General features: G+C 61.7%; 24 protein-coding genes and 1 pseudogene. 14 read left to right on the forward strand and 11 right to left on the reverse strand.

Going from position 1 to position 25,030, the window contains the following annotated elements; all coding sequences use genetic code 11:
• Positions 1 to 84: 84 nt before the first annotated feature.
• The 11 genes from secF to CGS25_RS03535 all read right to left on the reverse strand — a co-directional run bounded on the left by secF (position 85) and on the right by CGS25_RS03535 (position 12,032).
• A complete protein-coding gene (gene secF, locus CGS25_RS03485; RefSeq protein WP_089033079.1) occupies positions 85 to 1,011 on the reverse strand; it encodes a protein translocase subunit SecF in 927 nt (308 codons plus the stop codon).
• Positions 1,012 to 1,018: 7 nt separating this feature from the next.
• Positions 1,019 to 2,899: a protein translocase subunit SecD gene (gene secD / locus CGS25_RS03490; protein WP_089033080.1), complete on the reverse strand. Its 1,881-nt coding sequence runs from the start codon at positions 2,897 to 2,899 to the stop codon at positions 1,019 to 1,021.
• A gap of 81 nt (positions 2,900 to 2,980) precedes the next feature.
• Positions 2,981 to 3,316, reverse strand: coding sequence for a preprotein translocase subunit YajC (gene yajC / locus CGS25_RS03495; RefSeq protein ID WP_089033081.1), 336 nt, complete (start codon positions 3,314 to 3,316; stop codon positions 2,981 to 2,983).
• Between the two features lie 77 nt (positions 3,317 to 3,393).
• Positions 3,394 to 4,515, reverse strand: a complete 1,122-nt coding sequence (gene tgt, locus CGS25_RS03500) for a tRNA guanosine(34) transglycosylase Tgt (RefSeq protein WP_089033082.1) — start codon at positions 4,513 to 4,515, stop codon at positions 3,394 to 3,396.
• Positions 4,516 to 4,588: 73 nt separating this feature from the next.
• Positions 4,589 to 5,644, reverse strand: a complete 1,056-nt coding sequence (queA, locus tag CGS25_RS03505) for a tRNA preQ1(34) S-adenosylmethionine ribosyltransferase-isomerase QueA (RefSeq protein ID WP_101674607.1) — start codon at positions 5,642 to 5,644, stop codon at positions 4,589 to 4,591.
• A gap of 8 nt (positions 5,645 to 5,652) precedes the next feature.
• The gene (locus CGS25_RS03510) at positions 5,653 to 6,144 is read right to left on the reverse strand and encodes an RDD family protein (RefSeq protein WP_089033084.1); all 492 of its coding nucleotides are present in this window, start codon (positions 6,142 to 6,144) and stop codon (positions 5,653 to 5,655) included.
• A 298-nt stretch (positions 6,145 to 6,442) separates the two neighbouring features.
• Positions 6,443 to 7,072, reverse strand: coding sequence for a TetR/AcrR family transcriptional regulator (locus tag CGS25_RS03515; RefSeq protein ID WP_067610095.1), 630 nt, complete (start codon positions 7,070 to 7,072; stop codon positions 6,443 to 6,445).
• Positions 7,073 to 7,311: 239 nt separating this feature from the next.
• Positions 7,312 to 8,544: an NAD(P)/FAD-dependent oxidoreductase gene (locus CGS25_RS03520; protein ID WP_101674608.1), complete on the reverse strand. Its 1,233-nt coding sequence runs from the start codon at positions 8,542 to 8,544 to the stop codon at positions 7,312 to 7,314.
• Between the two features lie 75 nt (positions 8,545 to 8,619).
• Positions 8,620 to 10,269, reverse strand: a complete 1,650-nt coding sequence (locus CGS25_RS03525; RefSeq protein WP_101674609.1) for a GMC family oxidoreductase — start codon at positions 10,267 to 10,269, stop codon at positions 8,620 to 8,622.
• A gap of 17 nt (positions 10,270 to 10,286) precedes the next feature.
• Positions 10,287 to 11,699: a cytochrome P450 gene (locus tag CGS25_RS03530; RefSeq protein WP_101674610.1), complete on the reverse strand. Its 1,413-nt coding sequence runs from the start codon at positions 11,697 to 11,699 to the stop codon at positions 10,287 to 10,289.
• A 12-nt stretch (positions 11,700 to 11,711) separates the two neighbouring features.
• The gene (locus CGS25_RS03535) at positions 11,712 to 12,032 is read right to left on the reverse strand and encodes a 2Fe-2S iron-sulfur cluster-binding protein (RefSeq protein ID WP_014994420.1); all 321 of its coding nucleotides are present in this window, start codon (positions 12,030 to 12,032) and stop codon (positions 11,712 to 11,714) included.
• Positions 12,033 to 12,155: 123 nt separating this feature from the next.
• On the opposite strand from CGS25_RS03535, the gene CGS25_RS03540 reads away from it, so the two are divergent.
• From CGS25_RS03540 to CGS25_RS19390, 14 genes and pseudogenes are all read left to right on the forward strand, one after another.
• A complete protein-coding gene (locus tag CGS25_RS03540; RefSeq protein ID WP_101674611.1) occupies positions 12,156 to 13,220 on the forward strand; it encodes an AraC family transcriptional regulator in 1,065 nt (354 codons plus the stop codon).
• A gap of 193 nt (positions 13,221 to 13,413) precedes the next feature.
• Positions 13,414 to 14,346, forward strand: coding sequence for a metal-dependent hydrolase (locus CGS25_RS03545; protein WP_067610079.1), 933 nt, complete (start codon positions 13,414 to 13,416; stop codon positions 14,344 to 14,346).
• On the forward strand, positions 14,343 to 15,182 hold the full coding sequence (locus CGS25_RS03550; RefSeq protein ID WP_067610075.1) for an SDR family NAD(P)-dependent oxidoreductase: 840 nt from the start codon (positions 14,343 to 14,345) through the stop codon (positions 15,180 to 15,182). Before CGS25_RS03545 ends, CGS25_RS03550 begins: the two co-directional genes overlap by 4 nt.
• A gap of 20 nt (positions 15,183 to 15,202) precedes the next feature.
• The gene (locus CGS25_RS03555; RefSeq protein WP_269800679.1) at positions 15,203 to 16,198 is read left to right on the forward strand and encodes an alpha/beta hydrolase; all 996 of its coding nucleotides are present in this window, start codon (positions 15,203 to 15,205) and stop codon (positions 16,196 to 16,198) included.
• Between the two features lie 32 nt (positions 16,199 to 16,230).
• Complete coding sequence (locus CGS25_RS03560) at positions 16,231 to 17,880, forward strand: flavin-containing monooxygenase (protein ID WP_101674612.1); 1,650 nt, start codon at positions 16,231 to 16,233, stop codon at positions 17,878 to 17,880.
• Positions 17,877 to 19,382, forward strand: a complete 1,506-nt coding sequence (locus CGS25_RS03565; RefSeq protein ID WP_101674613.1) for an acetyl-CoA acetyltransferase — start codon at positions 17,877 to 17,879, stop codon at positions 19,380 to 19,382. Before CGS25_RS03560 ends, CGS25_RS03565 begins: the two co-directional genes overlap by 4 nt.
• Before the next feature lie 19 nt (positions 19,383 to 19,401).
• On the forward strand, positions 19,402 to 20,586 hold the full coding sequence (locus tag CGS25_RS03570; protein WP_089033102.1) for an acyl-CoA dehydrogenase family protein: 1,185 nt from the start codon (positions 19,402 to 19,404) through the stop codon (positions 20,584 to 20,586).
• Between the two features lie 10 nt (positions 20,587 to 20,596).
• Complete coding sequence (locus CGS25_RS03575; RefSeq protein WP_232802237.1) at positions 20,597 to 21,472, forward strand: alpha/beta fold hydrolase; 876 nt, start codon at positions 20,597 to 20,599, stop codon at positions 21,470 to 21,472.
• Between the two features lie 17 nt (positions 21,473 to 21,489).
• Positions 21,490 to 22,671, forward strand: a complete 1,182-nt coding sequence (locus CGS25_RS03580) for a lipid-transfer protein (protein WP_014994411.1) — start codon at positions 21,490 to 21,492, stop codon at positions 22,669 to 22,671.
• A 12-nt stretch (positions 22,672 to 22,683) separates the two neighbouring features.
• Positions 22,684 to 23,142, forward strand: a complete 459-nt coding sequence (locus CGS25_RS03585) for a MaoC family dehydratase N-terminal domain-containing protein (RefSeq protein WP_014994410.1) — start codon at positions 22,684 to 22,686, stop codon at positions 23,140 to 23,142.
• The gene (locus CGS25_RS03590) at positions 23,139 to 23,558 is read left to right on the forward strand and encodes a MaoC family dehydratase (protein ID WP_067610063.1); all 420 of its coding nucleotides are present in this window, start codon (positions 23,139 to 23,141) and stop codon (positions 23,556 to 23,558) included. The genes CGS25_RS03585 and CGS25_RS03590 overlap by 4 nt, the downstream gene beginning before the upstream one ends.
• Positions 23,559 to 23,614: 56 nt before the next feature.
• Positions 23,615 to 24,421: an SDR family NAD(P)-dependent oxidoreductase gene (locus tag CGS25_RS03595; protein ID WP_232802238.1), complete on the forward strand. Its 807-nt coding sequence runs from the start codon at positions 23,615 to 23,617 to the stop codon at positions 24,419 to 24,421.
• Positions 24,422 to 24,458: 37 nt separating this feature from the next.
• Positions 24,459 to 24,575 (forward strand): annotated as a pseudogene (locus CGS25_RS19385) (acyl-CoA dehydrogenase family protein); the annotation flags it as partial.
• Between the two features lie 64 nt (positions 24,576 to 24,639).
• Positions 24,640 to 24,999, forward strand: a complete 360-nt coding sequence (locus tag CGS25_RS19390) for an acyl-CoA dehydrogenase family protein (protein WP_408608716.1) — start codon at positions 24,640 to 24,642, stop codon at positions 24,997 to 24,999.
• Positions 25,000 to 25,030: the final 31 nt, after the last annotated feature.

Below are 25,030 nucleotides of genomic sequence, written 5' to 3' on the forward strand. Positions count from 1 at the left end.
GCGGGCGAAACCTCTCCATTAGGCACGGTCGTGCCCGCGTTTGCACTTTTAACTTGTCACTTTCAACGAGCGGGCTCCGCCCGCCTATGGCATATCGTCCACTTCTTCCTTGGTGGCGACCAGGAAGTCGTCTTTGGAGACTTTAAACGTGAACAGCAGGTTGGCGACCACGTAGATGGACGAGTAGGTGCCGATAAAGATGCCCACCAGCAGCGCTTCGGAGAAGGCGCGCATCACTTCGCCGCCGAACAGGAACAGCGCCACCAGCACCAGCATGGTGGTGAACGAGGTGTTGATGGTGCGCGACAGGGTTTCGTTGATGGCGCCGTTGATGATGGCGGTGGGGTCGGTTTCCCGGCTGTTGCGGAAGTTCTCGCGAATGCGGTCGGCGACCACAATGGAGTCGTTCAGCGAGTAACCGATCAGTGCCAGCACCGCCGCCAGCACGGTCAGGTCGAACGGCCACTGAAGCAGCGAAAACAACCCCAGAGTGATGATCACATCGTGGATCAGCGCCGACACGGTGGACACCGCGAACTTGTTGGTAAAGCGGAACCACACGTAGACCAGCATCAGCCCCAGTGCCATCAGCAGCGCCAGACCAGACTGATCGCGCAGTTCATCGCCCACCTGCGGCCCCACGAACTCCACTTTGAGCAGGCTGATATTGCCGATCTGCCCGGCGATCAGGTCGAACACCTGATGACCCACTTTATCGGCGTCGGCGTCCTCGCGGGGGGAAACGCGAATGCTCACCTCGCGGGCGGACCCGTAATACTGCACCACGGCGTCACCGAAGCCGTTACCGCTCAGCGCCTCACGCACCTGGTCGGTGTCGATGTCCTGTTCGCCCTGCACCACCACGGTGGTGCCGCCGGTGAAATCCATGCCCAGGTTAAGACCCCGGGTCCCCAACAGAATCAAGGAACCGACCACCAGGATGATCGACATGACGCCGAGAATCTTGCGCGGCGCCATGAAATTGACGTTCAAGGGGGCTTTATTGCTCATAAGCGCCTCAGATACTCAGTTTGGCCGGCGCGCGGGCGCCCCGGCCGTAGACCATTTCCACCATCGCGCGGGTGCCGATGATGGCGGTGAACATGGACGAGAGAATGCCGATGAACAAGGTGACCGCGAACCCCTGCACCGAGCCGGTACCGGCGGAGAACAGGATCACCGCCACGATCATGGTGGTGATGTTGGCATCGAGAATGGTGACGAAGGCACGGCTGTAGCCTTCTTCGATGGCCTCCCGGGGCCGCATACCCCTACGGATATTCTCGCGGATGCGCTCATAGATCAGCACGTTGGCGTCCACCGCCATGCCCACCGTCAGCACGATCCCGGCGATACCGGGCAGGGTCAGGGTGGCGCCGGGGATCAGCGACATCACGCCGACAATGATCACCAGGTTGCCGAGCAGAGCGATGTTGGCGAACAGCCCGAACAACTTGTACCAGACCAGCATGAACGCCAGCACCAGGGCCATGCCCAGCAGCATGGATTTGAGGCCCGCTTCGATGTTCTCCGCGCCCAGGCTCGGGCCCACGGTGCGTTCCTCGACGATGGTCACCGGCGCCGCCAGCGAGCCGGCGCGCAACAGCAGCGCCAGCTCCGAGGCTTCCGCCGGGCTGTCCAGCCCGGTGATCCGGAAGCGGCTGCCCAGGGTGTCCTGAATGGTGGCCACGTTGATCACGTAGCGGTCGGTGGTGCTGCGCGGCTCTTGCGTGCGTTTACCGTCTTTGTCCACCACCGAGGTCATCTCGGTCTTGGTCTCGATAAACAACACCGCCATCGGGTGGCCCACGTTCTTGCCGGTCACCCGTTGCATGCTACGCGCGCCGGTGGCGTCCAGGGACACGTTCACCTGCGGCTGCCCGGACTGCTGATCGAAGCCCATGCTGGCGTTGGTGACCTGATCGCCGGCGGCGATCTTGGCTTTTTCCAGCAACACCGGGCGGTTGTTCTGATCACGGAACGGGAAAATCTCGGTGCCCGGCGGCGCCACGCCGGTGGCGGCCCGTTCGGCGGAATAGTTGTCCGCCACCAGGCGGAATTCCAGGGTCGCGGTGCGGCCCAGAATGCGGCGTGCCTGGGCGGCGTCCTGCACGCCAGGCAGTTCCACTACGATGCGGTCGGCGCCCTGGCGCTGCACGATCGCCTCGGCCACCCCCAGTTCGTTAACCCGGTTGTTCAAGGCGGTGCGGTTCTGATCCACCGCGTAGTCCTCGATTTCCTTGATGGCGGTGGGGTTGAGCGTGAGGTTGATCTCCGGACGGGCCTCCGGCTGACTCAGCTTGAACTCCGGCAGCGCGGTGCGCAGCGGCGCGCGCGCCGCGTCCGCGGCGACCTGATCGTCGAACTTCACGGTCAGAGTCTGATCGTCGATGATCACATCGCGGTAACGCACGCCGGCATTCTTCAACGCCATCTTGGCCTGGCCAGACCAGGCGTCCATGCGCTGCTTGACCACCGTGTCCATGTCCACTTGCAAAAGAAAGTGCACGCCGCCGCGCAGGTCCAGACCCAGGTTCATTGGTGAGGCCCCGAGGGCACGCAACCAGCCTGGCGTGGTGGGTGCCAGGTTCAGCGCCACGATGTACTGATCGCCCAGGGTCTTGGAGAGCAACGCTCTGGCCCGCAACTGCTGGTCGGTGTTGTCCATGCGGATCAACCACGAGCTGTTCACCGCCTCGCCGTCACCGTGGTTCAACCCGGCCTGATCCAGCGTACTGCGAATTTTCTCGCGGGTGCCGGTGGACACTTCGTCGCCGGCGTCGGCGGCACTGACCTGAACGGCCGGTACGTCCGGATAGATATTGGGCAGGGCGTACAGGCCGCAAAGCACCAGCACGGCCAGGAGCAGGAAAAATTTCCAGCGCGGATAGCGGGTCATATCGATGTTCCGGTTCAGCCGGTAAATTGCCGGCCCGCAGGGCCGGAGCCGCCCGGTCGCGCCGGACCGGGCGCGCGTGTTTTATATGTTCTTAATGGTGCCTTTGGGCAACGTGGCCTGGACACTCTGTTTCTGCAGCTTGATCTCGAGGTTATTGCTGATTTCCACCACCACGAAATCGTCGGTGACCTTGACGATCTTGCCCAGGATGCCGCCACTGGTGACCACTTCGTCACCCTTGTTCAGGCTTTTGACCAGATTTTTATGCTCTTTGGCGCGTTTTTGCTGGGGACGGATGAGAAAGAAGTAAAACACCACCATCATCACCACCAGCATGATCAGTTCCACGCCACCGGGTGCTCCGCCAGGAGCGGCGCCGCCAGTCTGTGCATAGGCAGGTGAGATCAACCAGTTCATTATGTCACTCCAGGTCTTTTAAGCAGTAAGCGTGAGCGACCACCGGCGAGCTCGCCGGCCAATGCCGTTCACGGTGTTTAAAGCGCGGGTACCGGACGCTCCAAAGCCGCGTAGAAGCCGCCCACAAAGGCGCTCAATGTACCCGCTTCGATAGCCCCCCGCAATCCGGCCATCAGCCGTTGGTAGTAGCGCAGATTGTGGATGGTGTTGAGCTGCGCGCCGAGCATCTCGCCGCAGCGGTCCAGGTGGTGCAGATAACCGCGCGAAAACCGGCCACAGGTATAGCAATCGCACCCTTCTTCCAGCGGCGACAGATCATGCCGATGCCGGGCGTTGCGGATTTTCACCACTCCCGAGGCCGTGAACAGGTGGCCGTTACGAGCGTTGCGGGTGGGCATCACGCAGTCAAACATGTCCACCCCACGGCGCACCGCCTCGACGATGTCCTCCGGTTTGCCCACGCCCATCAGGTAACGGGGCTTATCCGCCGGCATGTGCGGGGCGATTTCACCGAGGGTGCGCAGCATTTCCTGCTGCGGCTCGCCCACGCTCAACCCGCCGACCGCGTAACCGTCGAAGCCGATGTCCACCAACCCGTGCAGGGATTCACGGCGCAATGCGTCGTACATGCCTCCCTGTACGATGCCGAAACAGGCGGCATCGTTCCCCGCCTGTTCAAAATGAGCCTGTTTGGAGCGCGCCGCCCAGCGCAACGAGAGCCGCATCGACTCCGCCGCCTGGGTCTCGGTGGCGGGAAACGGCGTGCATTCGTCGAAGATCATGCAGATGTCGCTGCCCAGGGCATGCTGCACCTGCATCGCCCGCTCCGGGCTCAGCTCGATGCGGTCGCCGTTGATCGGGCTTTTGAACACCACGCCCTGCTCGCTGATCTTGCGCATGGCGCCCAGGCTGAACACCTGGAAGCCGCCGGAATCGGTGAGAATCGGCCGTGGCCACTGCATAAAGCCATGTAGCCCGCCGTGCTGGCCGATCACCTCGGTGCCCGGGCGCAACATCAGGTGAAAGGTATTGCCCAGACAGATCTCGGCGCCGGTCTCATCCAGATCCCGTGGCAACATGCCCTTGACGGTGCCGTAGGTGCCCACCGGCATAAACGCCGGCGTTTCCACGCTGCCGCGCGGAAAGGTCAAGCGCCCACGCCGCGCCGCGCCGTCGCTGGCCAGATGCTGAAAGGTCATTCGGGACATGGCAAACCTCGCTCGACGCCGGACGCCGGATGCTGGACGCTAAAATAAAAAAACCAGCCGCACCTCATGTTTTAGCGTCCGGCGTCAAGCGTCCAGCGTCCGGCGCTCTTTCAATAAACATCGCATCCCCATAACTGAAGAAACGGTAGCGTTCGTCGATGGCGGCCTGGTAGGCGGCCATGACGCGGTCGCGGCCGGCGAAGGCGCTGATCAGCATCAACAGGGTGGATCGGGGCAGGTGGAAGTTGGTGACCAGCGCATCGATCTGGCGGAACTGGTAGCCGGGGTAAATAAAGATGTCGGTTTCGCCCTCGCCGGCCTGCAAGGCGCCGGCGCCGCTGGCGGCTTCCAGAGCACGCAGGGCGGTGGTGCCCACCGCCACCACGCGGGCGTCACGGGCGCGGGCGGCCGCCACCTGAGCGGCCAGGGCCTCGCTGATGCGGTAGCGCTCGCTGTGCATATGGTGATCCTGCACTGTCTCCACGCGCACCGGCTGGAAGGTGCCCGCGCCCACGTGAAGGGTCACGAAGCCGATCTCCACGCCCAGCCCGGCCAGTTGTTCCAGCATCGGCGCATCGAAATGCAGCCCGGCGGTGGGCGCCGCCACCGCGCCGGGCTCGCGGGCGTAGACGGTCTGGTAGCGTTCCAGGTCAGCGCTTTCGTCGGGGCGGTCGATATAGGGGGGCAGCGGCACATGGCCGATGCGTTCCAACGCCGAGAGCGCGTCGGCGCAGCCGCTGAAACCAAGGTGGAACAGCTCGCCCTGGCGGCCATGCACGCGGGCCGCGATGCCCTCCTGAAAGACCAGCCCGGTGCCCGGCTTAGGCGATTTGGAAGAGCGCACGTGGGCCAGCGCCTCCTGGCCACCCAGCAATCGCTCGACCAACACCTCCACCCGGCCACCACTGTCTTTGTGGCCGAACAGCCGCGCCGGGATCACGCGGGTGTCGTTGAACACCAGCAAATCACCGGGGCGCAGATAACCGGCCAGATCAGGGAAACGGCGATGGGCCAGCCCCTCGCCGGTGAGGGCCAGCAGGCGGGCGTCACGCCGGTGTTGCGGCGGGTGCCGGGCAATCAGCTCGTCGGGCAGGTCGAAGTCGAAATCGGAAACGTTCATGGCGGGACCTAAGCGGCGCCCTTGGCGGCACGCTTAGCGCGCGCGCCCTTCGGCAACACCACGGTGGCGGTGAGCGAGAGCCGGTCGTGCAGGGTTTGGTGAGGATGCACCAGCACCACCAGATAACCGGCGCCGAGCAACAGCCAGGACAGACCGGCGGCGAAAAAGCGCACCAGGGTCTGCCAGAGCCGTATCGGCCCGCCTCGGTAGTCGCGCACCTGCAGGCGCCAGGCGCGCATGCCCAGGGTCTGGCCACCGTGGGTCCAGAACCAGGCGTAAAAAGCCCAGGTCTCGATTACCAGCAAAGGGAACAGTATGCCCTGCAACACCGCCGTGGGGGCGGCGGTGACATTGACGCCCTCTTCGGGCAGGCCGGTGTGGTTATAGATGATCACGAAGATGCCGGCGGTGATGAACCACAACGCCGCCACCAGAAAGCCGTCGTAAACCAGGGCCATAAAGCGTTTGAGCAAACCGGCGGGTTTGGCGTCTTCAATCATGGGGGCTCCGGCGGGCGGACCAGCGTCTGGCGACGAACGGATACGGAATAAAAAGCCCGCGTGTAACGGGGGCTTCGTTTCATGCTGGGTAGCAGAGCGGGACTTGGCCCAATGCGCGAGTGTAGCAGAAACCGATTCAAAACCGCCAATGATCCGCCACCGGGCGCCTCTTCCCCAGACCCACTTCTGGCGAACTTTCTGTCGTGATCAATCCAAAGACCGTGCCTATGCCGGAGCTGGGTTTCACCGAGGCGCTAATGCTCCCGGGGGCCTGACGTTAGAGCCATAGGGGCGCCGATCAACCGTATTCAGTCCGCACATCGTGCCGGCGCTCCTTTAGCACCGCGTCGCGGATCATGCGCCAGACAAAATCACCTATCTCCTCTAGCGTGTAGCGACCATCGTCGCTAAACCAGGTGGCTACCCAGTTGAGCGCACCGAGGCCTATAAGCCGCAGCAAATCCAGATCCACTTCCTTTCGAATTACCCCTTTCTCCGCCAGTGACTTGAGCATAGTCGCCCAGAGGGACTCATAACGGTCGCGCAACTTGATCATCTCCTTACGTGCTTCGCCGCGCAGAGAACGCCACTCAAACAACAGTACATAGACCATGTCCGAGCCGCTGACCAGCATCTGAAGGTGCGCATTGATGCCTCTACGCAACTGCTCCACGGGTTCCGCCGCACCGGCCACGGCTTCGGAGACAGCAGTCGAGGTTTGCTCCAAACCAAGGCGCATCAGATCAACAAGAATATCCTCCTTGGCCTGATACCGGTAATGAAGGCTGCCGGGCAGCAAATTACACGCTTTTGCGATTTCTTTCACCGTGGTCCGGTCATAGCCCTGCTCACGAAACAGTCGAGCGGCGGATGTCAATACAAACTGACGATCAGACCGGGCCGGACCGGCCGGGCGCTTTTTTTTCATGGTTTTCTCCTCCGGCCTCGGGGTACGGCGCGAATCCGAATTGCGAGAGTCCATTGCCTGCGTCAGACCGACGACTCCCCCGTAATGGCTCGTCACGCCGAAGATCCGCGCGGCCCCGCTGATTTTCTCACAAGTCATCGGCTAAGCACCACCGGCCTTGGTCAGCTGGCCAGGGAAGGGGTCCGGGCCGTGTACGGTCTGCGTCGCACCGAATGCCGGTGCTGCTTCGGTATCATGCCTTATACCAACGATTTCAATTCGGTGCTCGGATCTTTCAATGCTTCAACATCGACGTCCTTGCCTTGATATACAAGCTTCTTCCCGACCATGAAGGCCATGGGCAGATTTACCGCGTCAACGGCCACCAGCCGGCTTCCGCGTAAATAGAATACCACAAACGCTTCATCCGAGGGATCGCCGCGAACCACCCGCTGATCGTGGTTTTGAGATAACCCCACCATTTGTAAGCGTACGTTAAACTGGTTCGACCAGAACCACGGCACGCTTTTGTAGGGCACGCGCTCACCCATAAGCGTCGCGGCCGCCGTACGAGCCTGATCGACGGCATTCGCCACGGACTCAAGTCGTTGCATCTTTTCAAATAACAGATTCCGGTGGCGGGTACAGTCGCCGATCGCCAGGACAGCGGGATCCGCGGTACGAGTAAACTCGTCAACGACAATACCGTCATCACAGGGCAAGCCCGCGGCCTCGGCCAGAGCGGTTTCCGGAAGAACACCGATGGAAACAAGCACGATATCGGCCGGCACGATACCGCCGTTCGCCAATCTCACGCCAGTCACACAACCTTGCTCTCCCGCTTCGAAGCCGGTAACCGCCGTGTTCAAACGTACATCCACGCCGGCGTCAGTATGCTTGGCGTAAAAGAATGCGGACATCTCCGGCCCAGTAACCCGTTGCATAAGCCGATCAGCGGCTTCCAGTACGGTGACATCGACGCCGCTCTTGTTTGCGCTGGCGGCGACCTCGAGACCGATATAGCCGCCACCCACGATGACCAAACGTTTCCCCGCAACTAATTGTTCACGCAAGTTATCCGCATCGGCTATATCATGCAGATAGTGAATGCCTTTCAAGTCCGCTCCTGGCGCATTCAAACGCCGAACACGCGATCCCGTGGCCAGGACAAGTTGATCGTATTTCAAGGTGCTCTGGTCCGACAACCGGATGATTTTGTTGTTTCGATCGATTTGCACGACTCGCACACCGAGCCGCAACTGATGACCCGCGTTTTCATATATTGAGCTTGGCTTCAAATACAGTGAACCCTGATCAACTTCGCCTGTCAGGTAATTCTTGGACAGAGGCGGGCGCTGATAGGGTGGGTGGGGCTCTTCGCCCACCAGAATCACTTTATGCTGATATTTCTTTTGCAACAGTGTTGTCAAAAGCGCTCCCGCCGCGTGCCCGCCGCCAACGATGACCGTCGTTTGTTTCTGATTGTTCGTCATAGCCTGTCTCTTTTCTACTGTGCCTTGGGGTCCGATTTCACGATTACAAACGCCATGGGGACGAGCTCGCCGCACTCAATACCGCGATCGGCCGCGGAAAACCTTGAAATCCTCGAGAATCATCTCGGCCCCCTTCTCGCCAATCATGGTCGCCGGCTGATGAGTATTTCCGCCCACCAGGGTCGGCATAACGGAAGCATCAACCACCCGCAGGCACCGGAGGCCATGCACGCGCAGTCGGGGATCGACCACCGCCATTGGATCCAATCCCATCTTACAGGTACCTACAGGGTGATAGGCCGACTCGCCGCTATGCCTCACCCATGTGGCGAGGTCTTCGTCACTGCGCAGCGTCGGTCCCGGCGATATCTCGACCTCGTGGTGAGGCGTGAAAGCCGGCTGCTCCAGAATCCTGCGTACTAAACGCACCCCCCGAACGAGTCTCTCGACGTCGGTGGGCTCAGCCATATAATTGGGGTCTATCAGCGGTGCCGCGAATGGGTCGGCACTGTGCAGACCGACGTGGCCGCGCGACAAAGGCCGGAGCCCATAAATCATTACGATGTAACCATAACCGCTCATCGCGGTCTTCATGTCCCGCCCGTGATCAGCGTACAACATCGGCCCGAAATGCAGTTGCAAGTCGGGGATCGGCTCCTCCGCGCGGGAACGAATAAACCCACCGGCCTCGGCGCCGTTACTCGACAGTACACCGCGGCGACCGCTCAGATACTGCAGCAGGGCCCGAAGGCCCTTGAACCAGTAGCTCGGATGCATGGAAATGCTCTGGCGGTCGCGCGCTCTGACACGCACGAACACGTCGATGTGATCCTGCAGATTCCGTCCGACGCCCTCCAGCTCATGACGCAGTTCAATCCCGTGCCGGGACAGTTCACCGCGCGGTCCAATTCCGGAAAGCATCAGCAGCTGCGGAGAGTTAAACGCGCCGCCGCAGAGTACAACTTCGCGCCGGGCACGGACCTGAGCCAGCCCCTTCGCGCTCCGATATTCGACACCGGTGGCACGGCCGCCCTGGAGCAACACACGCGTGACGTGCGCTCCGCTGCGGACAGTCAGGTTGGACCGAAACGCCGCGGGTTCGAGATAGGCACGCGCATTGCTACAGCGCGTGCCGTCCTTCTGATAAACATAGTAGTAGCCCACGCCTTCCTGTTCACGGCCGTTGAAGTCCGGGTTGCGCCGGTGGCCCGCCTGCATCGCCGCCTTGACGAACGCCGTGCTCAGCGGGTTGGTATAGCGGCGCTCGGTAATATTAAGCGGACCACCCCGACCATGAAACGCCGTTTCAAGAGCCGCCAGCTCCGGCTCGAAATGTTCGGATCTTCGGAAGTAAGGCAACACATCGGCATACGACCACCCTTCGCAACCGAGCCGTGCCCACTCGTCGTAGTCCCGGGCATGTCCGCGAATGTAGACCTGCGCGTTCATGCCGCTGGACCCGCCGACCATCTTACCCCGCGGCTGATACAAGGCACGGCCATACATGTGCTGTTGCGGCTCGGTATTGAACTGCCAGTTGACGCGACGACTGAAAATCAGCTGCAGAAAGCCCAAAGGCATATTCACGAACGGATTGCGGCGGCTCTCCGGACCGGCCTCAAGCAACAGCACCGAATGGCGGCCGCATTCGGATAGACGGTTGGCGACGACGCATCCGGCCGAGCCCGCCCCAACCACGACATAATCGAACTGTTCGGGTGACATCGGCTCCGGACGTAAATTCAATTTTTTGCGGTCAACTTGACCATTAGCTTGGAATAGCCCCGCACAAAGTTGGACTGCACACGCTCGGGCTCACCCACGACCTCTATGTTATCAAAGCGCTTGAGTAACTCTTCCCACAAAACCCGCAATTGCAACTCAGCCAGACGGTTGCCCATGCAACGGTGAATGCCGTAGCCAAAGGAAATATGATTGCGCGCGTCCTTGCGATCAATAATAAGCTGGTCGGGATTTTCGAACTTTCGTTCGTCCCTATTACCCGAGGCATACCACATCAACACGCGGTCCCCTTTCTTAATGGTCTGACCACGCAGCTCCACGTCCTGCGTGGCAACCCGGCGCATGTGCGCGAGTGGAGTTTGCCAGCGGATAATTTCCGAAACCATGTTCGGAATCAATTCCGGGTTTTTTTTCAGCTTGATGAATTCCTCGGGGAACTGATTCAGGGCCAGCACACCGCCGCTCATGGAGTTGCGGGTAGTGTCATTGCCGCCAACAATCAGCAGCGCCAGGTTGCCGATAAACTCCATCGGACGGTTGATCAAATCCCGGGTATCCTCGTTACTCTGTAGCATGCTGATCAAGTCGAAACCCGGAGGCTCGCCAGCCTTGCGTCGTGCCTCCTTGTCTCGCCAAAGCCTCGAGAATGACCAGGCCATGTCCGCGGCATCGTCAAACATGATGTCTTCGTCGGTAAACTCGCCACCAGTCGCCGAAGATGCTCCGGACAGTCGGTCCGACCAATCAACCAGCTTGTGACGCTGCTCGTAAGGGAAATCCAGCAACGTCGCCAACATGCGCCCTGTTAACTCCTTGGACACTGTCGGCACCCAGTTGAAAACTTTGTCCAGGGGCAGGCTGTCGAGCACCTCGGCGGCGCGCTCCCGGATCAACCCCTCCATTTCCTTGAGATTCTGGGGCGCCACTACACCTTGGACCGCCCGGCGTTGCACGTCATGTTTTGGCGGATCCATGGCGATAAACATTTCCACCGACAACCCTTCCGGAGGATCACCCAGAATAATCTGTGGCTCGGAGGAAAAGAGCTCGTGATTCTTATCGACGAACAAAATGTCTTCATAGCGTGTCACCGACCAGAATGGCCCGAACTGGCTGCTTTTCTGGAAGTGCACCGGTGCCTCATCACGTAACCGCTTGAAATAGGCACCCCACTGATCTTGCCGATACAGAAAAGGGTTGCTGGTATCAATATCCTCAAGTGCCAGGGTATTAACGTCAGGCACGGGCTGTTCGAGAAACTTGACCTGTGGGCGTGTTGACCCCAGTGCCTTTTTCTTCGCTTTCATCAGAGATTTGAGTGCCTTGATCTGTAAGTGCATAGGCACCAATCTCGATGTGGCATTAATCATCTTTGTTTGCATGGCATCGTTCGTGCCTGACTTGGTTGACATGGGGACCTCCCGCTACATCTGAAATTCAGGCAACAGAACGGTCATACCGTCCATCGCCTCGGTGGTTCGGATCTGACAGCCCAGCCGAGAGGTTTCTGCCCGCTCCGGAGTCATGGACAACATCTGCTCTTCAGCATCATTTATTTCCCCGGTCTTGCCGAACCATTCATCGGTCACTATCACGTGGCAGGTGCCGCAGGCGCATTCCCCACCGCAATCTCCGTCGATGCCGGGCACAGCGTTATTAACAGCAACCTGCATCAGCGAGGAACCAGATTCAAACTCGGCAATGTGCTCGGTACTGTCATGCTCAATGAACGTAATCTTACCCAAGGCCTTTCTCCAGCAAGTAACTTAATGACTGCATCGTGGTTGTTGATCCGCTTGCCGGGGAGGTCATTTATTGACACACTGGGGTCATTTAAAGACAGGCATGCCTATCAACGGACAGTATCAATGACACAGCAGAAGGGTGAACTGAAAGCTTCGGAAGGCGGCATTCCGTCGAACTATTCACGACTTATTGCCCGCGAGCTGGACTTAACCGTCAGCCAGCTACCTTCGTTGCTGCAAGGTACCGGTCTCGGTATCGCGCAATTTCTGGGCGAGGACAGTCTGCTCACGCCAGCTCACCAGGTGCGGATTTTGCGCAATGCACTGGCGTTGTCCGGCCAGTTTGAATTCGGCTTACGGCTGGGTAAGCGCCTGACCCCGGCGACCCACGGCGCCATCGGTTTTGCCGCCTCGAGCAGTCCGGACCTGCTCAGCGCGCTACAGGCGATACAGACATTCCTACCTACTCGCGCAAGCATCGTCGAGCTACACCTGCAGCAGGCTGAAGAACACCTGGAATGCCGACTGGACTTCCAAGTGCCGCTGGACGCGGATATCGAGCGTTGCCTGGCGGATACCATGATCGTGGTGCTGCTTGAATTCGGCGAGTTCGTTGTCGGTCGCCCACTACATGAGGCTGAAATTTGTTTTACCCACCGAGCACCTGAGTACCGCGCGATGTACTTGGACTATTTGCCCGGGCGTATTCGTTTTGGTGCCGATAAGTTCACGCTTAAACTGCCGATGGCACTGTGCCGGGAACCGAACGCCTCCGCCAATCATGAAAATTACCGTCTGGCCCTTGAGCAGTGTGAATCGATGCTTGCCGAGCTTCAGACCCACAAGCCTAGCTACCAGACCCGGCTTAAGAAGATGATGCTATCGAGACCCCCCGGTTCGCTCAGCGAAGACGAAGCAGCGGCCTCCCTTTTCATGAGCAAACGCACCCTCGCTCGCAAGCTCAAGGAGGAAAACAGTAGTTTTAGGAAAATTCGTGACGAAATCCTATCCCGGCAAGCGACAAGCTACCTGTGTGACAGCAAGCTGTCGATCGAAGCCATCGCCGCGTTGATGAACTATCATGACGGAGCCAATTTCAGGCGTGCCTTCAAACGCTGGTTCGGTCTTTCGCCCGATCAGTACCGGCAGCACGCCGGTTCCCGGCACACTCTACCCCCTGCCCCCTAAGGTCGCCCGGTACCACGCTTCGGCATTCCGTTTCCTTTCTTTTGTACGTACCTCGACCGACCTTTCCCGCCGGTCTGGCGCGGTCTGTTTGCCGGCGCGCGAAGATATCCACTGACTGCTTTTTTCGGGCCTTGACATTTGGTCAATCGCCCAAATAGAGTGATTCAACAGTCGAACTACTCAGGAGGCCGACATGGTGATCGCAAGCCGCAAGATTGGTTACGATGAAGTCGAGCATAGGGATTTGAATTTCGGCATGAGTCCGGAGACGGTGCCACGCCATTGGTTCAACAATGATCCGTGGATGACCCATTGGATGAACGCGATCCTGGCCGCGGTGCCGGACGGCGAGCGCTGGGTCATGCAGGCCACGAGTAAGCAACTCGAGAATCTTCACGATCCGTCAGTGCGCAAAGCCGCGATCAGCTTTATTCGACAGGAACGCACCCATGCACGGGAGCATGACGCCATGAATGAAGCGATGGTCGCGCACGGCATTCCAATAGACCGGGCGGAGGCCGTGTTCAAGGCGATCAGAAAGCCCCTTCAACGCTACCTGGGCGGTGTCACCCAATGCGCCATGGCCGCGAACTTCGAGCATTTCACGGCCGTGATTTCCCAGGTCATGCTCGATCATCCGGAACTGTGGGACGATACCAGGCTGGAAGTCGCTGCCATGCTGTTCTGGCACTTCGTGGAGGAGACGGAGCACAAGTCAGTCAGCTTCGATGTGTTCGGAGAGGTGAGCGGCGGCGGCGTCCGCGCTTACGCGATCCGCATGGCGACGCTCGCTCTGGGTACAGCCCTTTTCCTGCCTCTGGTGCACGGCAACTGGCTGTATTTCCTCTGGAAGGATAGGCAGCTCACGAACATTCCCTCGGCACTGCGCGCCATTAAGTGGTTGTACTTCGCACCCGGGATCTTCACCCGAGCTTTTGTGATCGATACGCTGCCGTTTCTCTCCCCCCGCTTCCATCCATGGGACGCCGATAACCGGGAAGTCATCCACGCCTGGAAGCGCGCCTACGAGGAAACCGGCGATGCCCAGCAGGCTTACCAAGCATTCCGGCAATGGCATGACGATAACAGGCGTGACACAACAGCGGAACGAGTGGCGGCGGCGTGAGCGGTGCCAAGCGTAAAACACTGAAACCCTCCGAGCAGGCAGCGGCCCTGGTAACGGGGGCGGGCAGCGGTATCGGCCGCAGCTTCGCCTATGAGATCGTGCGCCGTGGCGGATCAGTGATCTGCGCGGATATAGACCGCCAGCGCGCCGAGCAAACCGCCAGCATACTCTCGGAGTTGGGCGAAGGTCGGGCTGTCCCTTACCGCTGCGACGTAGGCAGCGAAAAGCAGATGGCCACGCTCGCCGACAAGGCCGAATCGCTGCTCGGACGGCCAATGACGTTGGTGGTCAATAACGCCGGGGTGGGCGTAGGCGGCCGCATCGGAGAAGTGCCGCTTGACGATTGGCGCTGGTGCCTCAAGGTCAATCTCTGGGGTGTCATCCATGGTTGTCACTTCTTCGCACCCAAGCTGCGCGCACTGGGCTACGGCGGCATTGTCAACGTGGCTTCGGCCGCCGGTTTCGGCGCGGCGCCGGAGATGAGTGCGTATAACGTGACCAAGTCCGCGGTACTTTCGCTCTCCGAAACTCTGGCGGCCGAGCTGACCGGCACCGGCGTGCATGTTTCGGCCCTGTGTCCCACCGTGGTACCCACCAATATCCTGGACAAGGCGCGCCTGCCCGAGAACCGCGGCGATTTCGCCCACGCGGCCATGCGCAAGTGGGCCTTCGCCACCAGCGACCAGGTGGCACGCCAGACCCTGGACGCCCTCGACCGAAAGCAGCTTTATGTGGTGCCGCAGTTCGACGGGCGTTTCATGTGGCGGTTCAAGCGCTACGCGCCGCGGCTATACGCTCGCGCGCTGGGCGAGGCGTATCGCCTGGCCGGGGGCTGATATCCGGCAGGAGGCAAATCATGACATCATTCTCGGCAAGAGTTGCCGACCGTGGTTTTCGGCTACTGATGAAGCGCGAGCCGGCTAACCCCGACGAGCTGGTGACGCGGTTACGGCGCATCGCCGCGGTGGCCCGCCTGCCGGGCGGGCTGCCGTCCGGGGTCACCGCGCGCAAGACCACCATTGGCAATGAACCAGCGGTACCCCCCGGTGTGCCGGCGGTGCGTGTCAGTCCCAGTCAGCCCACGGCCACCGTGCTGTATCTCCACGGTGGTGCTTTTATCAGTGGCCGTTTCCGTACTTATGCGGAGCTTTGCGGGCAACTGGCCAAGAGACTGAACGCACGCGTGTTCTGGATCGACTACCGCCTAGCGCCGGAGGCGCCCTATCCGGCCGCCCTCGACGATGCCCACCATGCCTACAGGGCGCTGGCGGAGGACTATCCTGACGAGCCGCTGGCCCTGATCGGAGATTCCGCGGGTGGCAACCTCACTCTGGCCACGCTGCTGAGGCTGCGCGATGCGCAGGCCGCCTCGCCCGATCCCTCCCCCCGCATGCCAGCCTGCGCCGTGTCGATCTCGCCCGGCGCCGATGCGGTTGGCGATGCACCATCGCGCCAGGCCAACGCGGCCAGCGATGCCATGCTGACTCCACGCATGATCGAGATGGCCACCAATCTGTATCTGGCCGGCCATGATCCCCGGGATCCCTATGTCTCACCGATATACGGCGATTTCCGTGGCCTGCCGCCTCTTATGCTCACTGTGAGCGAATCCGAGGCCCTGCGTGATGATGCCTATCGGGTAGCGCACCGTGCGCGCCAGGCCGGCGTGGCCGTGACCCTGCGCGCCCGCTGGAATATGCCACATGTGTGGCCGGTGTTTCATTCCATGTTGCCGGAGGCGCGCCAGGACGTTACCGAAATAGTCGGCTTTATGCGCCGGCATTTGTCGGCGCCCGTAGCATGCACCCGGGCCGTGGCACGGACGAAACTGCGCCTCGCGCATAGCGGCTAAGCGGCCTGCTAAAAACTGGAAGGAGGACCACTATGAATGTCGCGGAGGACCGGATTCAACAAAGCCGTCGTGGCCAGCGGGCGCCGCGCCACGGGAGCGCTGAACCCGACCACGAGATTTTGATCATCGGCGCCGGCTTCGCCGGAATGGGCGCGGCCATCGAGCTTCTCAGCCGCGGCATGAAATCCTTATCGATCATCGAGCGTGCCGCCGACGTCGGCGGCACCTGGCGCGACAACCGCTACCCCGGCGTGGCGGTGGACATCACTTCTTTCGTCTACTCTTTTTCCTTCGAGCAGAATCCGAACTGGTCGCGGGTCTTCGCCCCGGGCGACGAGCTGCAGAACTACGCCCGCCGCGTGGCCAGCAAATACGGCCTCTATCCCTACATACGCTTCGGCGTCAGCGTGGACCGGGCCGAGTTCGACGAAGACGCCCACTTGTGGCGGGTGACAACCGACAAGGGGCTGGTCACCGCCCGCCATCTGGTGTCCGCCACCGGCGGATTGATCTCGCCCAAGCTGCCGGATATCGACGGTGTCGAGGATTTTCAGGGCGAGCGCATGCACACCGCGCGCTGGGACTACAATGTGGATCTCACCGGCAAGCGCGTGGCGGTGATCGGCACCGGCGCCACGGCGGTGCAGCTCATTCCCGAGATCGCCCCGAAGGTGGCGCACCTTGATGTCTATCAGCGCACGCCCATCTGGGTCCTCAAGAAACCGGACGCCCGCCTGCCCGGCTGGCTGCGCACCGTGTTCCGCTGGTCGGGGCTGGCCCAGCAGGGGGTGCGCGCCACCACCGATGCCCTGACCGAATCCTTGATGATCATCGCGGCGGTATACTACCGGCACATGCCCTGGCTGGTACGTTGGGCCGAGCACGCCGGCGTGAACAACATGCGCGAGCAGTTGCCGGACAACCCGGAGCTGTGGGACAAGTTAACGCCCCAATACGGTTTCGGCTGCAAGCGGCCCACCTTCTCCAACGAGTACTTCGCCACTTTCGCCAGGGATAACGTCGATCTGGTCACCACGCCCATCCGGCGCATCACGGCCGGGGGCATCGAGACCTCCGACGGCGCCGAGCGCGAGATCGACGTGCTGATCCTGGCGACTGGCTACAAGGTTTTCGAGAAGGGCAACCTGCCGTCCTACGAAGTCGCGGGACGTAACGGCACGGATCTGGGCGAGTTCTGGGAAGAAAACCGGTACCAGGCCTACGAGGGTCTCACGGTGCCCGGCTACCCCAACTTCTACATCATGCTGGGACCGTACGCGCTGATCGGTTCGTCCTATTTCAAAATGGTCGAGGGCAACGCGATTCACGTGGTGCGCTGTATCGAGGCCGCCCACGAGCGTGACGCGACCTGCGTGGAGATCCGCCAGGACGTGCACGATCGCTACTTCCAGAACATCCAGAAGCGCCAGCAGGGGACCGTGTTCCTGAACCACAACTGCGCGACCTCGAACAGCTATTACTTCGACCGCCACGGCGACGCGCCCATGCTGCGACCGTCTACCTCTTTCGAGATGCTTTGGAGAGCGAAGCACCTGCCCATGGCTCATTACCATTTCAAAAAGGCCTATCCGGCAGGATGGCTATCAGGTGACTCAAGGCTGACGTCCAGCAGCAGGCGTTTTTCCGGTGATGATCCCGTTGCGGAGGCTACTCGCCGATGACCACTCATGAGGAAACAACACCGGTGCTGGTCGGCGCCGGCCAGATCACCGCGCGCGAACCGGATCCCGAGCGCACCCCCATCGGTTTGGTCGCCGAGGCTGCACGGGCCGCGGCCGCGGACTGCGGTGTGACCGGGGTGCTGGGTCAGATCCAGTCGTTAACGTGTCTCAACATATTGGCGCCGTCTTATTCCGATGCCCCGTCCACCCTGGCGCGGCACCTGGGCATCGACCCCGGCGAGCGCTTCTACACCCCGATAGGCGGGAACATGGGTCAATGGCTGGTCGGTTACTACGCCGATCGCATCGCCGCCGGCGGTCTCGATTGTATCTTGATCGCGGGCGGCGAGGCGCTGGCCACGCAGATGCGCGGCAAGGGCGCCGGCCTGTCCGGAGTGCTGGACACCGCCACCGGCGAGGGCCCGCGACTGCTCGGCGATGACCGCGAGCCGACCAATTCGGCGGAACAACGCCACGGACTCAATCTGCCCATCCAGATTTATCCGTTGTTCGAGCAGGCGCTGCGGGGCCGCTACGGCCTTAACCCAGTCGAGCACCGACGAATGCTGGGCGAATTCTATGCCCGATTCAACGCCGTCGCGGTCGACAATCCGCGAGCTTGGCGCCGCGAACCTTTATCGGCGGCCGACATCGCCGAGCGCTCACCCAAAAATCGCATGGTCGGCGCGCCCTACACCAAGCACATGAACGCCCTCATCGCGGTGGATCAGGCCGCCGCGCTGGTGATGATGTCGGCGGCCAAGGCCCGGCGGCTGGGCATCGAGCCTGAACGCTGGGTGTACCCCCTGGCCGCGGCAAACGGCCACGATCATTGGTTCGTCTCCCAGCGGGCGGATCTTTCCCGCTCGCCGGCGATCACCGCCTGCGGCGAGCGGCTGGCAGCGACCAGCGGACTCGGGATCGACGCGATCGATCACCTGGACCTGTACAGCTGTTTCCCCAGCGCTGTACAGATGGCGCGCGATGCGCTGGGTATCTCCGTGCATGATCCCCGGCCACTGACCGTCACGGGTGGCTTGGCTTACCATGGCGGGCCCGGCAACAACTATTGCACCCACGCCATCGCCGAGATCATGAACCGTATCCGCGCCGACCGAAGCACCACTGGATTGGTCAGCGGCGTGGGCTGGTACATGAGCAAGCATTCGCTGGGGCTCTACGGCGGAAGACCGCCCGTCGGCGGTTGGCGGCCGATCGATCCGGCCGGGCTGCAAGCCGAGATCGACGCCGGCCCCGTCGTGGAACTGGTGGAGCAGGCGCAGGGCAAGGCCCGCATCGAGACCTACACTGTCATGCACGACCGCGCCGACCGCCCGGTCCAGGGTATTGTGCTGGGCCGCCTGAGCGATGGCCGGCGGTTTGTTGCCAACACTCCCACCGACACGGACCTGCTCAATGCCATGACGAACGAGGAATTTCTCAATCGCACGGGCCGCGTGCACCACGATGGCAAACGCAACCTATTTACCCCGGAGGGGTGAGCGCAAGGAGGAGACGATAATGAGCATCGCGTCCGAAGCCCAGTTCGACCAAGCGCGCGTAGCCGAACGCATGCGTGACATTCGCGAGGCCACCCGCGTCGTGAGCGAAGGCTTTTCCCGGGAATACATGCGCGAATGCATCGATAATCACCGATTCCCTCAGGAGGCCTGGGAAGCGCTGGGCGAATATGGGCTGCTTGGCATCACCATTCCCGAGGACCTGGGGGGCTCGGGCGGCGGCCAGGTGGAACTAGTCGCGCTGATGGAAACGCTGGCCGAGGCCGGGCTGGTGCTGCCCATGCTGTTGCTCACTGGGTTTGCGCGAGTGCCGATCATCCGCAATGGCACACCCGGGCAAATAGAGCGGTTCGTCAAGCCGACAATCAGCGGGGCCGAGAAACTGTGCTTCGCAATCACCGAGCCGGATGCCGGGACCAACAGCTTCGCGATGTCCACGCTGGCGACACCGGATGGTGACGGCTATCGGCTGACCGGGCGCAAGGTTTTTATTTCCGGTGCGGCGGACGCCGATCGAATGCTGGTCGTGGCCCGCACCCAAAAAGCCGGCGAAGTCAAACGACGCACCGAGGGTATGTCCTTGTTCGTGGTGGATACCGACGCGCCCGGCGTGGAACTACAGCCCCTGAATATCGACGTCGGTTGGCCGGAGCGGCAATACCTGGTTTTTTTCGATGACGTCAAACTCGACGCGGGTCGCTTGATCGGCAACCCGGGACAGGGCCTGGCCGGAATGTTCGAGGCGCTGAATTCGGAGCGCCTGCTGGTCACCGCCATGTCCGTGGGCCTGGGCAATTACGCTCTCAAAAAGGCAGTGGCCTACGCCAACGAACGCAAACCTTTCGGCACCCCCATCGGGGGTTATCAGGCTATACAGCACCGGCTGGCCGAGGCCAAGGCCGAATTGGAGGCAGCACGGCTGATGATGATCCACGCGGCTGCGACGTTCGACGCCGGTGGCGATGCCGGTTCTCATGCCAACATGGCGAAATTGCTGGGTTCTCGCGCGGCGGTCAAAGCCGTCGAGGCCGCCCTGCAGACCCACGGCGGCTACGGTTTCGACCGGGACTACGACATCATCACGCTATGGCCTTCGGCACGGTTAATGGAGGTTGCACCAATCAACAACGAAATGCTGCTCAACTACATCGGAGAACATGTCCTTGGCTTACCCAAATCCTACTGAGACGCGTGACGTGATCGAGCGTGACGGATTCACTGCCCCGGACGGGCGGCAAATCGCGCTGTGGCGCTGGCCCGGATCGCGCGAACGCCCCACCCTGCATTGGGCCCATGCGACGGGCTTCCATAGCCAGGTTTACCGCTCGCTGCTCGACGAATTGGCTGACGATTGCAACGTGCTGGCCTGGGATATGCGGGGCCACGGGGCCAGCGCCGAGGCGGCCGATATTAAAACATTCCGCGGTTGGGAAACGTACTACGAAGACCTTGTCGCTTGGCTGGAAAGTCTGGATGAGCCTGTCTGGCTTGCCGGTCATTCGATCGGTGCCACGACCAGTATCATGGCCGCGGCCCGACGACCGGACAAGGTGCGGGGCTTGATCCTGGCGGAACCGGTGATCATGGATCCCTGGCAGGGCTGGCGATTGTGGTCGGCCAAGCTGCTACGCCAGTCACAGCGGTTTTCACTGGCCGCCGGAGCCGCACGTCGCCGCAGGGTGTTTGACTCGCGCGCCGCCGCACTGGAGAACTTTCGTGGCCGTGGTGGCTTCAGAACCTGGCCGGAAGCATGGCTGGAAAACTACGTTGAGCACGGCCTCGTGGCCCATGATGATCGTTTTCGCTTGGCCTGTACGCCGGAATGGGAAAGCACCACCTTTGCCCATACCGAACACAACCCCTGGCCCGCCGTCCGACGATTGCGGTGTCCGATGGTCGTACTGGCCGCGGAACGCGCCTCAACCTTCTCGCCAAGGGCGCGCCGGCGCCTACATGCCTTGCTACCCTCCGCCGAGTTGAACGTTCTGGCTGGAACAACCCATTTTCTGCCCATGGAGCGACCGGAAGTGGTGCGGGATGCAGTGCGACAAGCAATGCACGGTGATACCTAGAGGGTAAGGAGAAAAGCATGAAACACACAGCGGTGATCAGCGGCGTCGGCATGGTGCCGTTCGCGAAACCCGGCGCCAGCGCGCCCTACTACCAGATGGGTGCCGAGGCGGCGCGTCAGGCCCTGGCCGATGCCGGACTGGACTACGCCAAGGTGGAGCAAGCCTACGTGGGCTATGTCTACGGCGATTCCACCTGCGGCCAGCGAGCGCTCTACCCAATCGGCATGACCGGCATTCCCGTGGTCAACGTCAACAACAATTGTTCCACCGGCTCGACCGCCCTGTTCCTGGCGCGCCAGGCGGTGGAGTCCGGCGCCGCCGACTGCGTGATCGCCCTGGGCTTCGAGCAAATGAAGCCGGGAGCGCTGGGCAGCTACTACAACGACCGGCCGACCCCCTTCGAACCCTTTGACCGGATCTGCGAGGAGCTGGTGGGACAGCCCGAGGTGCCGCTGGCGATCCGCTATTTTGGCGGCGCGGGCATGGCGCACATGGACAAGTACGGCACCAAGGCGGAGACCTTCGCCAAAATACGCGCCAAGGCGAGCCGGCATGCCGCGCGCAACCCGGTGGCGCTGTTCCGCAAGGAAGTGACAGTGGAGGAAGTGATGGACTCCCCGGTGTTGATCGGCCCAATGACCCGCCTGATGGCCTGCCCGCCGACCTGCGGCGCGGCGGCGGCCATCGTCTGCTCCGAAGCCTTCGCCAGGGCCAACGCTCTCGATCACCGAGTGCGCATCCTGGCGCAGGCGATGACCACCGACACACCGAGCACGTTCGAGGCGCGCAACATGATGCAACTGGTCGGCTATGACATGACGCGCGCCGCCGCCGATCAGGTTTACGAGGCCGCTGGCATCGGTCCGGAGGAGCTCGACGCCGTGGAACTGCACGACTGCTTCGCCACCAACGAGCTGCTGACTTATGAAGCACTGCGGCTGGCGCCGGAAGGTGGCGGCGAGCAGATGGTCGAGGACGGCGACAACACCCACGGTGGGCGCGTGGTTACCAACCCCTCGGGCGGGCTGCTTTCCAAGGGTCATCCATTGGGCGCCACCGGGTTGGCGCAATGCACCGAGCTGGTCCAACAGCTGCGAGGACAGGCCGCGGACCGCCAGGTCGAAGGTGCGCGCATTGCGCTCCAACACAATCTCGGCCTGGGCGGCGCCTGCGTGGTGACGATGTACCAGGCCACCTGAAGAGGACGAACTATGATCGACACTAAACACATCGGGCTGCGCCTGCCGACCGTCAGCTTCGAGGTCGAGAAGGGGCGGTTACGTTTTTTCGCCAAAGCCACCGGCGAAACGCGGCCCGAGTACCTCGACGAGTCTGCGGCCCGGGCAGCCGGCTACCGCAGCCTGCCGGCACCACCAACCTTTCTGATGGGCGCCGACCTCGATGCCGGCACCATGACCACGTTGCTCGAAACGCTGAACGTGCCGATCGGACGCATCCTGCACGGCGAGCAAAGCTTCACCTATCACGCGCCGGTATGTGCCGGCGACGTGCTCAGCGTCGAGTCAAAGATTAGCGACATCTACGGCAAGAAGAGCGGTGCGCTCGAATTCATCGTCAAGGATTCGCTGATCAAGGACGCGACTGGCGAGACCGTGCTCGAGGCACGCAGCGTGATCGTCGTCCGCAACCCGCAGGAGAACGCAGCATGAACGCCCCCACTCGTGACCAGGTCAAGGTCGGCGAAGCACTTCCGCCACTCGAGCTTCCGCCCATCACGCGCGCGACGCTGGCACTGTTCGCCGGCGCCTCGGGTGACCACAACCCGATCCACATTGACATCGACTTTGCCAAGGCCTCTGGCATGCCGGACGTGTTCGCGCACGGCATGCTGCCGATGGCCTATTTGGGCCGCTTTCTGACCCAGTGGGCACCGCAGACCCGGCTGCGCCGGTTCTCGGTCCGCTTCGCCGCCATCACGCCAGTCGGCGCACGGCTGAGTTGCACCGGCAAGATCGTTGAAATCACCGAGGACGGCCACGAAACACTGGCCCGGCTCGAGATCGGCGTGGTCGATAAACAGGGGGAAGTCAAGCTCGCCGGCGACGCCCTGGTGGCGCTGGCCTGAAACACGTCCTTTCCATCACCAACAAAGCAGGACTGCGTATGAAACTTCAAGATAAAGTGGCCATCGTCAGCGGCTCAGGGCGCGGGATAGGCCGGGAAATCGCCCTCAAACTCGCCGCCGAAGGCGCCAGCGTGGTAGTCAACGATCTTGATGCCGCCCCAGCGGAGGAAACGGTCGCGGCGATCAAGGACGCCGGCGGCAGGGCCGTGACCTGCATCGGCAGCGTGACACAGGAGGATTTTGCCGAACGCTTTGTGAACACGGCAATCGAACAGCTGGGCGGTCTGGACATCATCGTCAACAACGCCGGCTACACCTGGGACAACGTGATTCAGAAAATGAGCGATGAGCAGTGGCAGGCGATCATGGACGTGCACGCCACGGCGCCCTTTCGCATTCTGCGCGCGGCCTCCGAATACTTCCGCGTGCAGGCCAAGAAAGAAGCCGCCGAAGGGCGCGAGGTATTCCGTAAGGTGGTCAACATCGCCTCGATCGCCGGCACCGGCGGCAACGCCGGACAGGCCAACTATTCGGCCGCCAAGGCGGCGGTGATCGGCCTGACCAAGGCGATGTCCAAGGAATGGGGCCGGCTCAAGGTGAACGTCAACTGCGTGGCCTTCGGACTGATCAAAACGCGCCTCACAGAGGCGGAGGCTGGCTCCGATGCGAGCATCGACGTGGAAGGCCGCAAGATCAAGGTCGGCGTCAACCCCGATCTGCTCAAGACCATGGAGGCCATGGTGCCGCTCGGTCGCGCCGGCACGCCGGCCGAGGCCGCCGGGGCCGTCTATCTGTTTTGCACTCCGGAGTCGAACTACATCAGCGGTCAGACGCTGCTCTGTGGCGGCGGGTTCTCAATGTGAGGCCATGGACACCATGACGTTTAATCAATCACCCTGGATGGACGAAGAACTAACGCTGTTCCGCGACAACGTCCGTAAGTTCATCGCCACCGAAATCACACCCTTCGAAGAACATTGGGACGCCCAGCAGCACGTCGAGCGCGCGCTGTGGACCAGGGCAGGCGCCGCCGGCCTCCTGTGCACCGACGTGCCGGAGGAATACGGCGGGGCGAGAACATGTGGTCAACGGGTCGAAAACCTTCATCTCCAACGGCCATCACTGCGGCCTGCTGATCGTCGTCTGCAAGACCAATCCGGCCGAGGCCGCCAGGGGCGTCTCGCTGCTGGTCGTCGAACAGCCGGGCGAGCGCTTGATCATCGGCGTCGGCGCACTCGACGCGGAGACGGCCTCGATGGCCAAATGGTGGTGCACGCAAAAGCAGTGCGAGATCGTCGACGAGTGCCTTCAATTCTTCGGCGGCTACGGCTACATGCTCGAGTATCCCATCGCGCGCTTGTACGCCGACGCCCGGGTACAGAAGATCTACGGCGGCACCAACGAGATCATGAAGGAGCTGATTGCGCGGGGGCAGGATTGAATGCGATTCACGTCGCCGGACTTCCATCAGC

It is taken from the genome of Alloalcanivorax mobilis (assembly GCF_002864685.1).
In the GTDB taxonomy this organism is placed as follows: Bacteria; Pseudomonadota; Gammaproteobacteria; order Pseudomonadales; family Alcanivoracaceae; genus Alloalcanivorax; species Alloalcanivorax mobilis.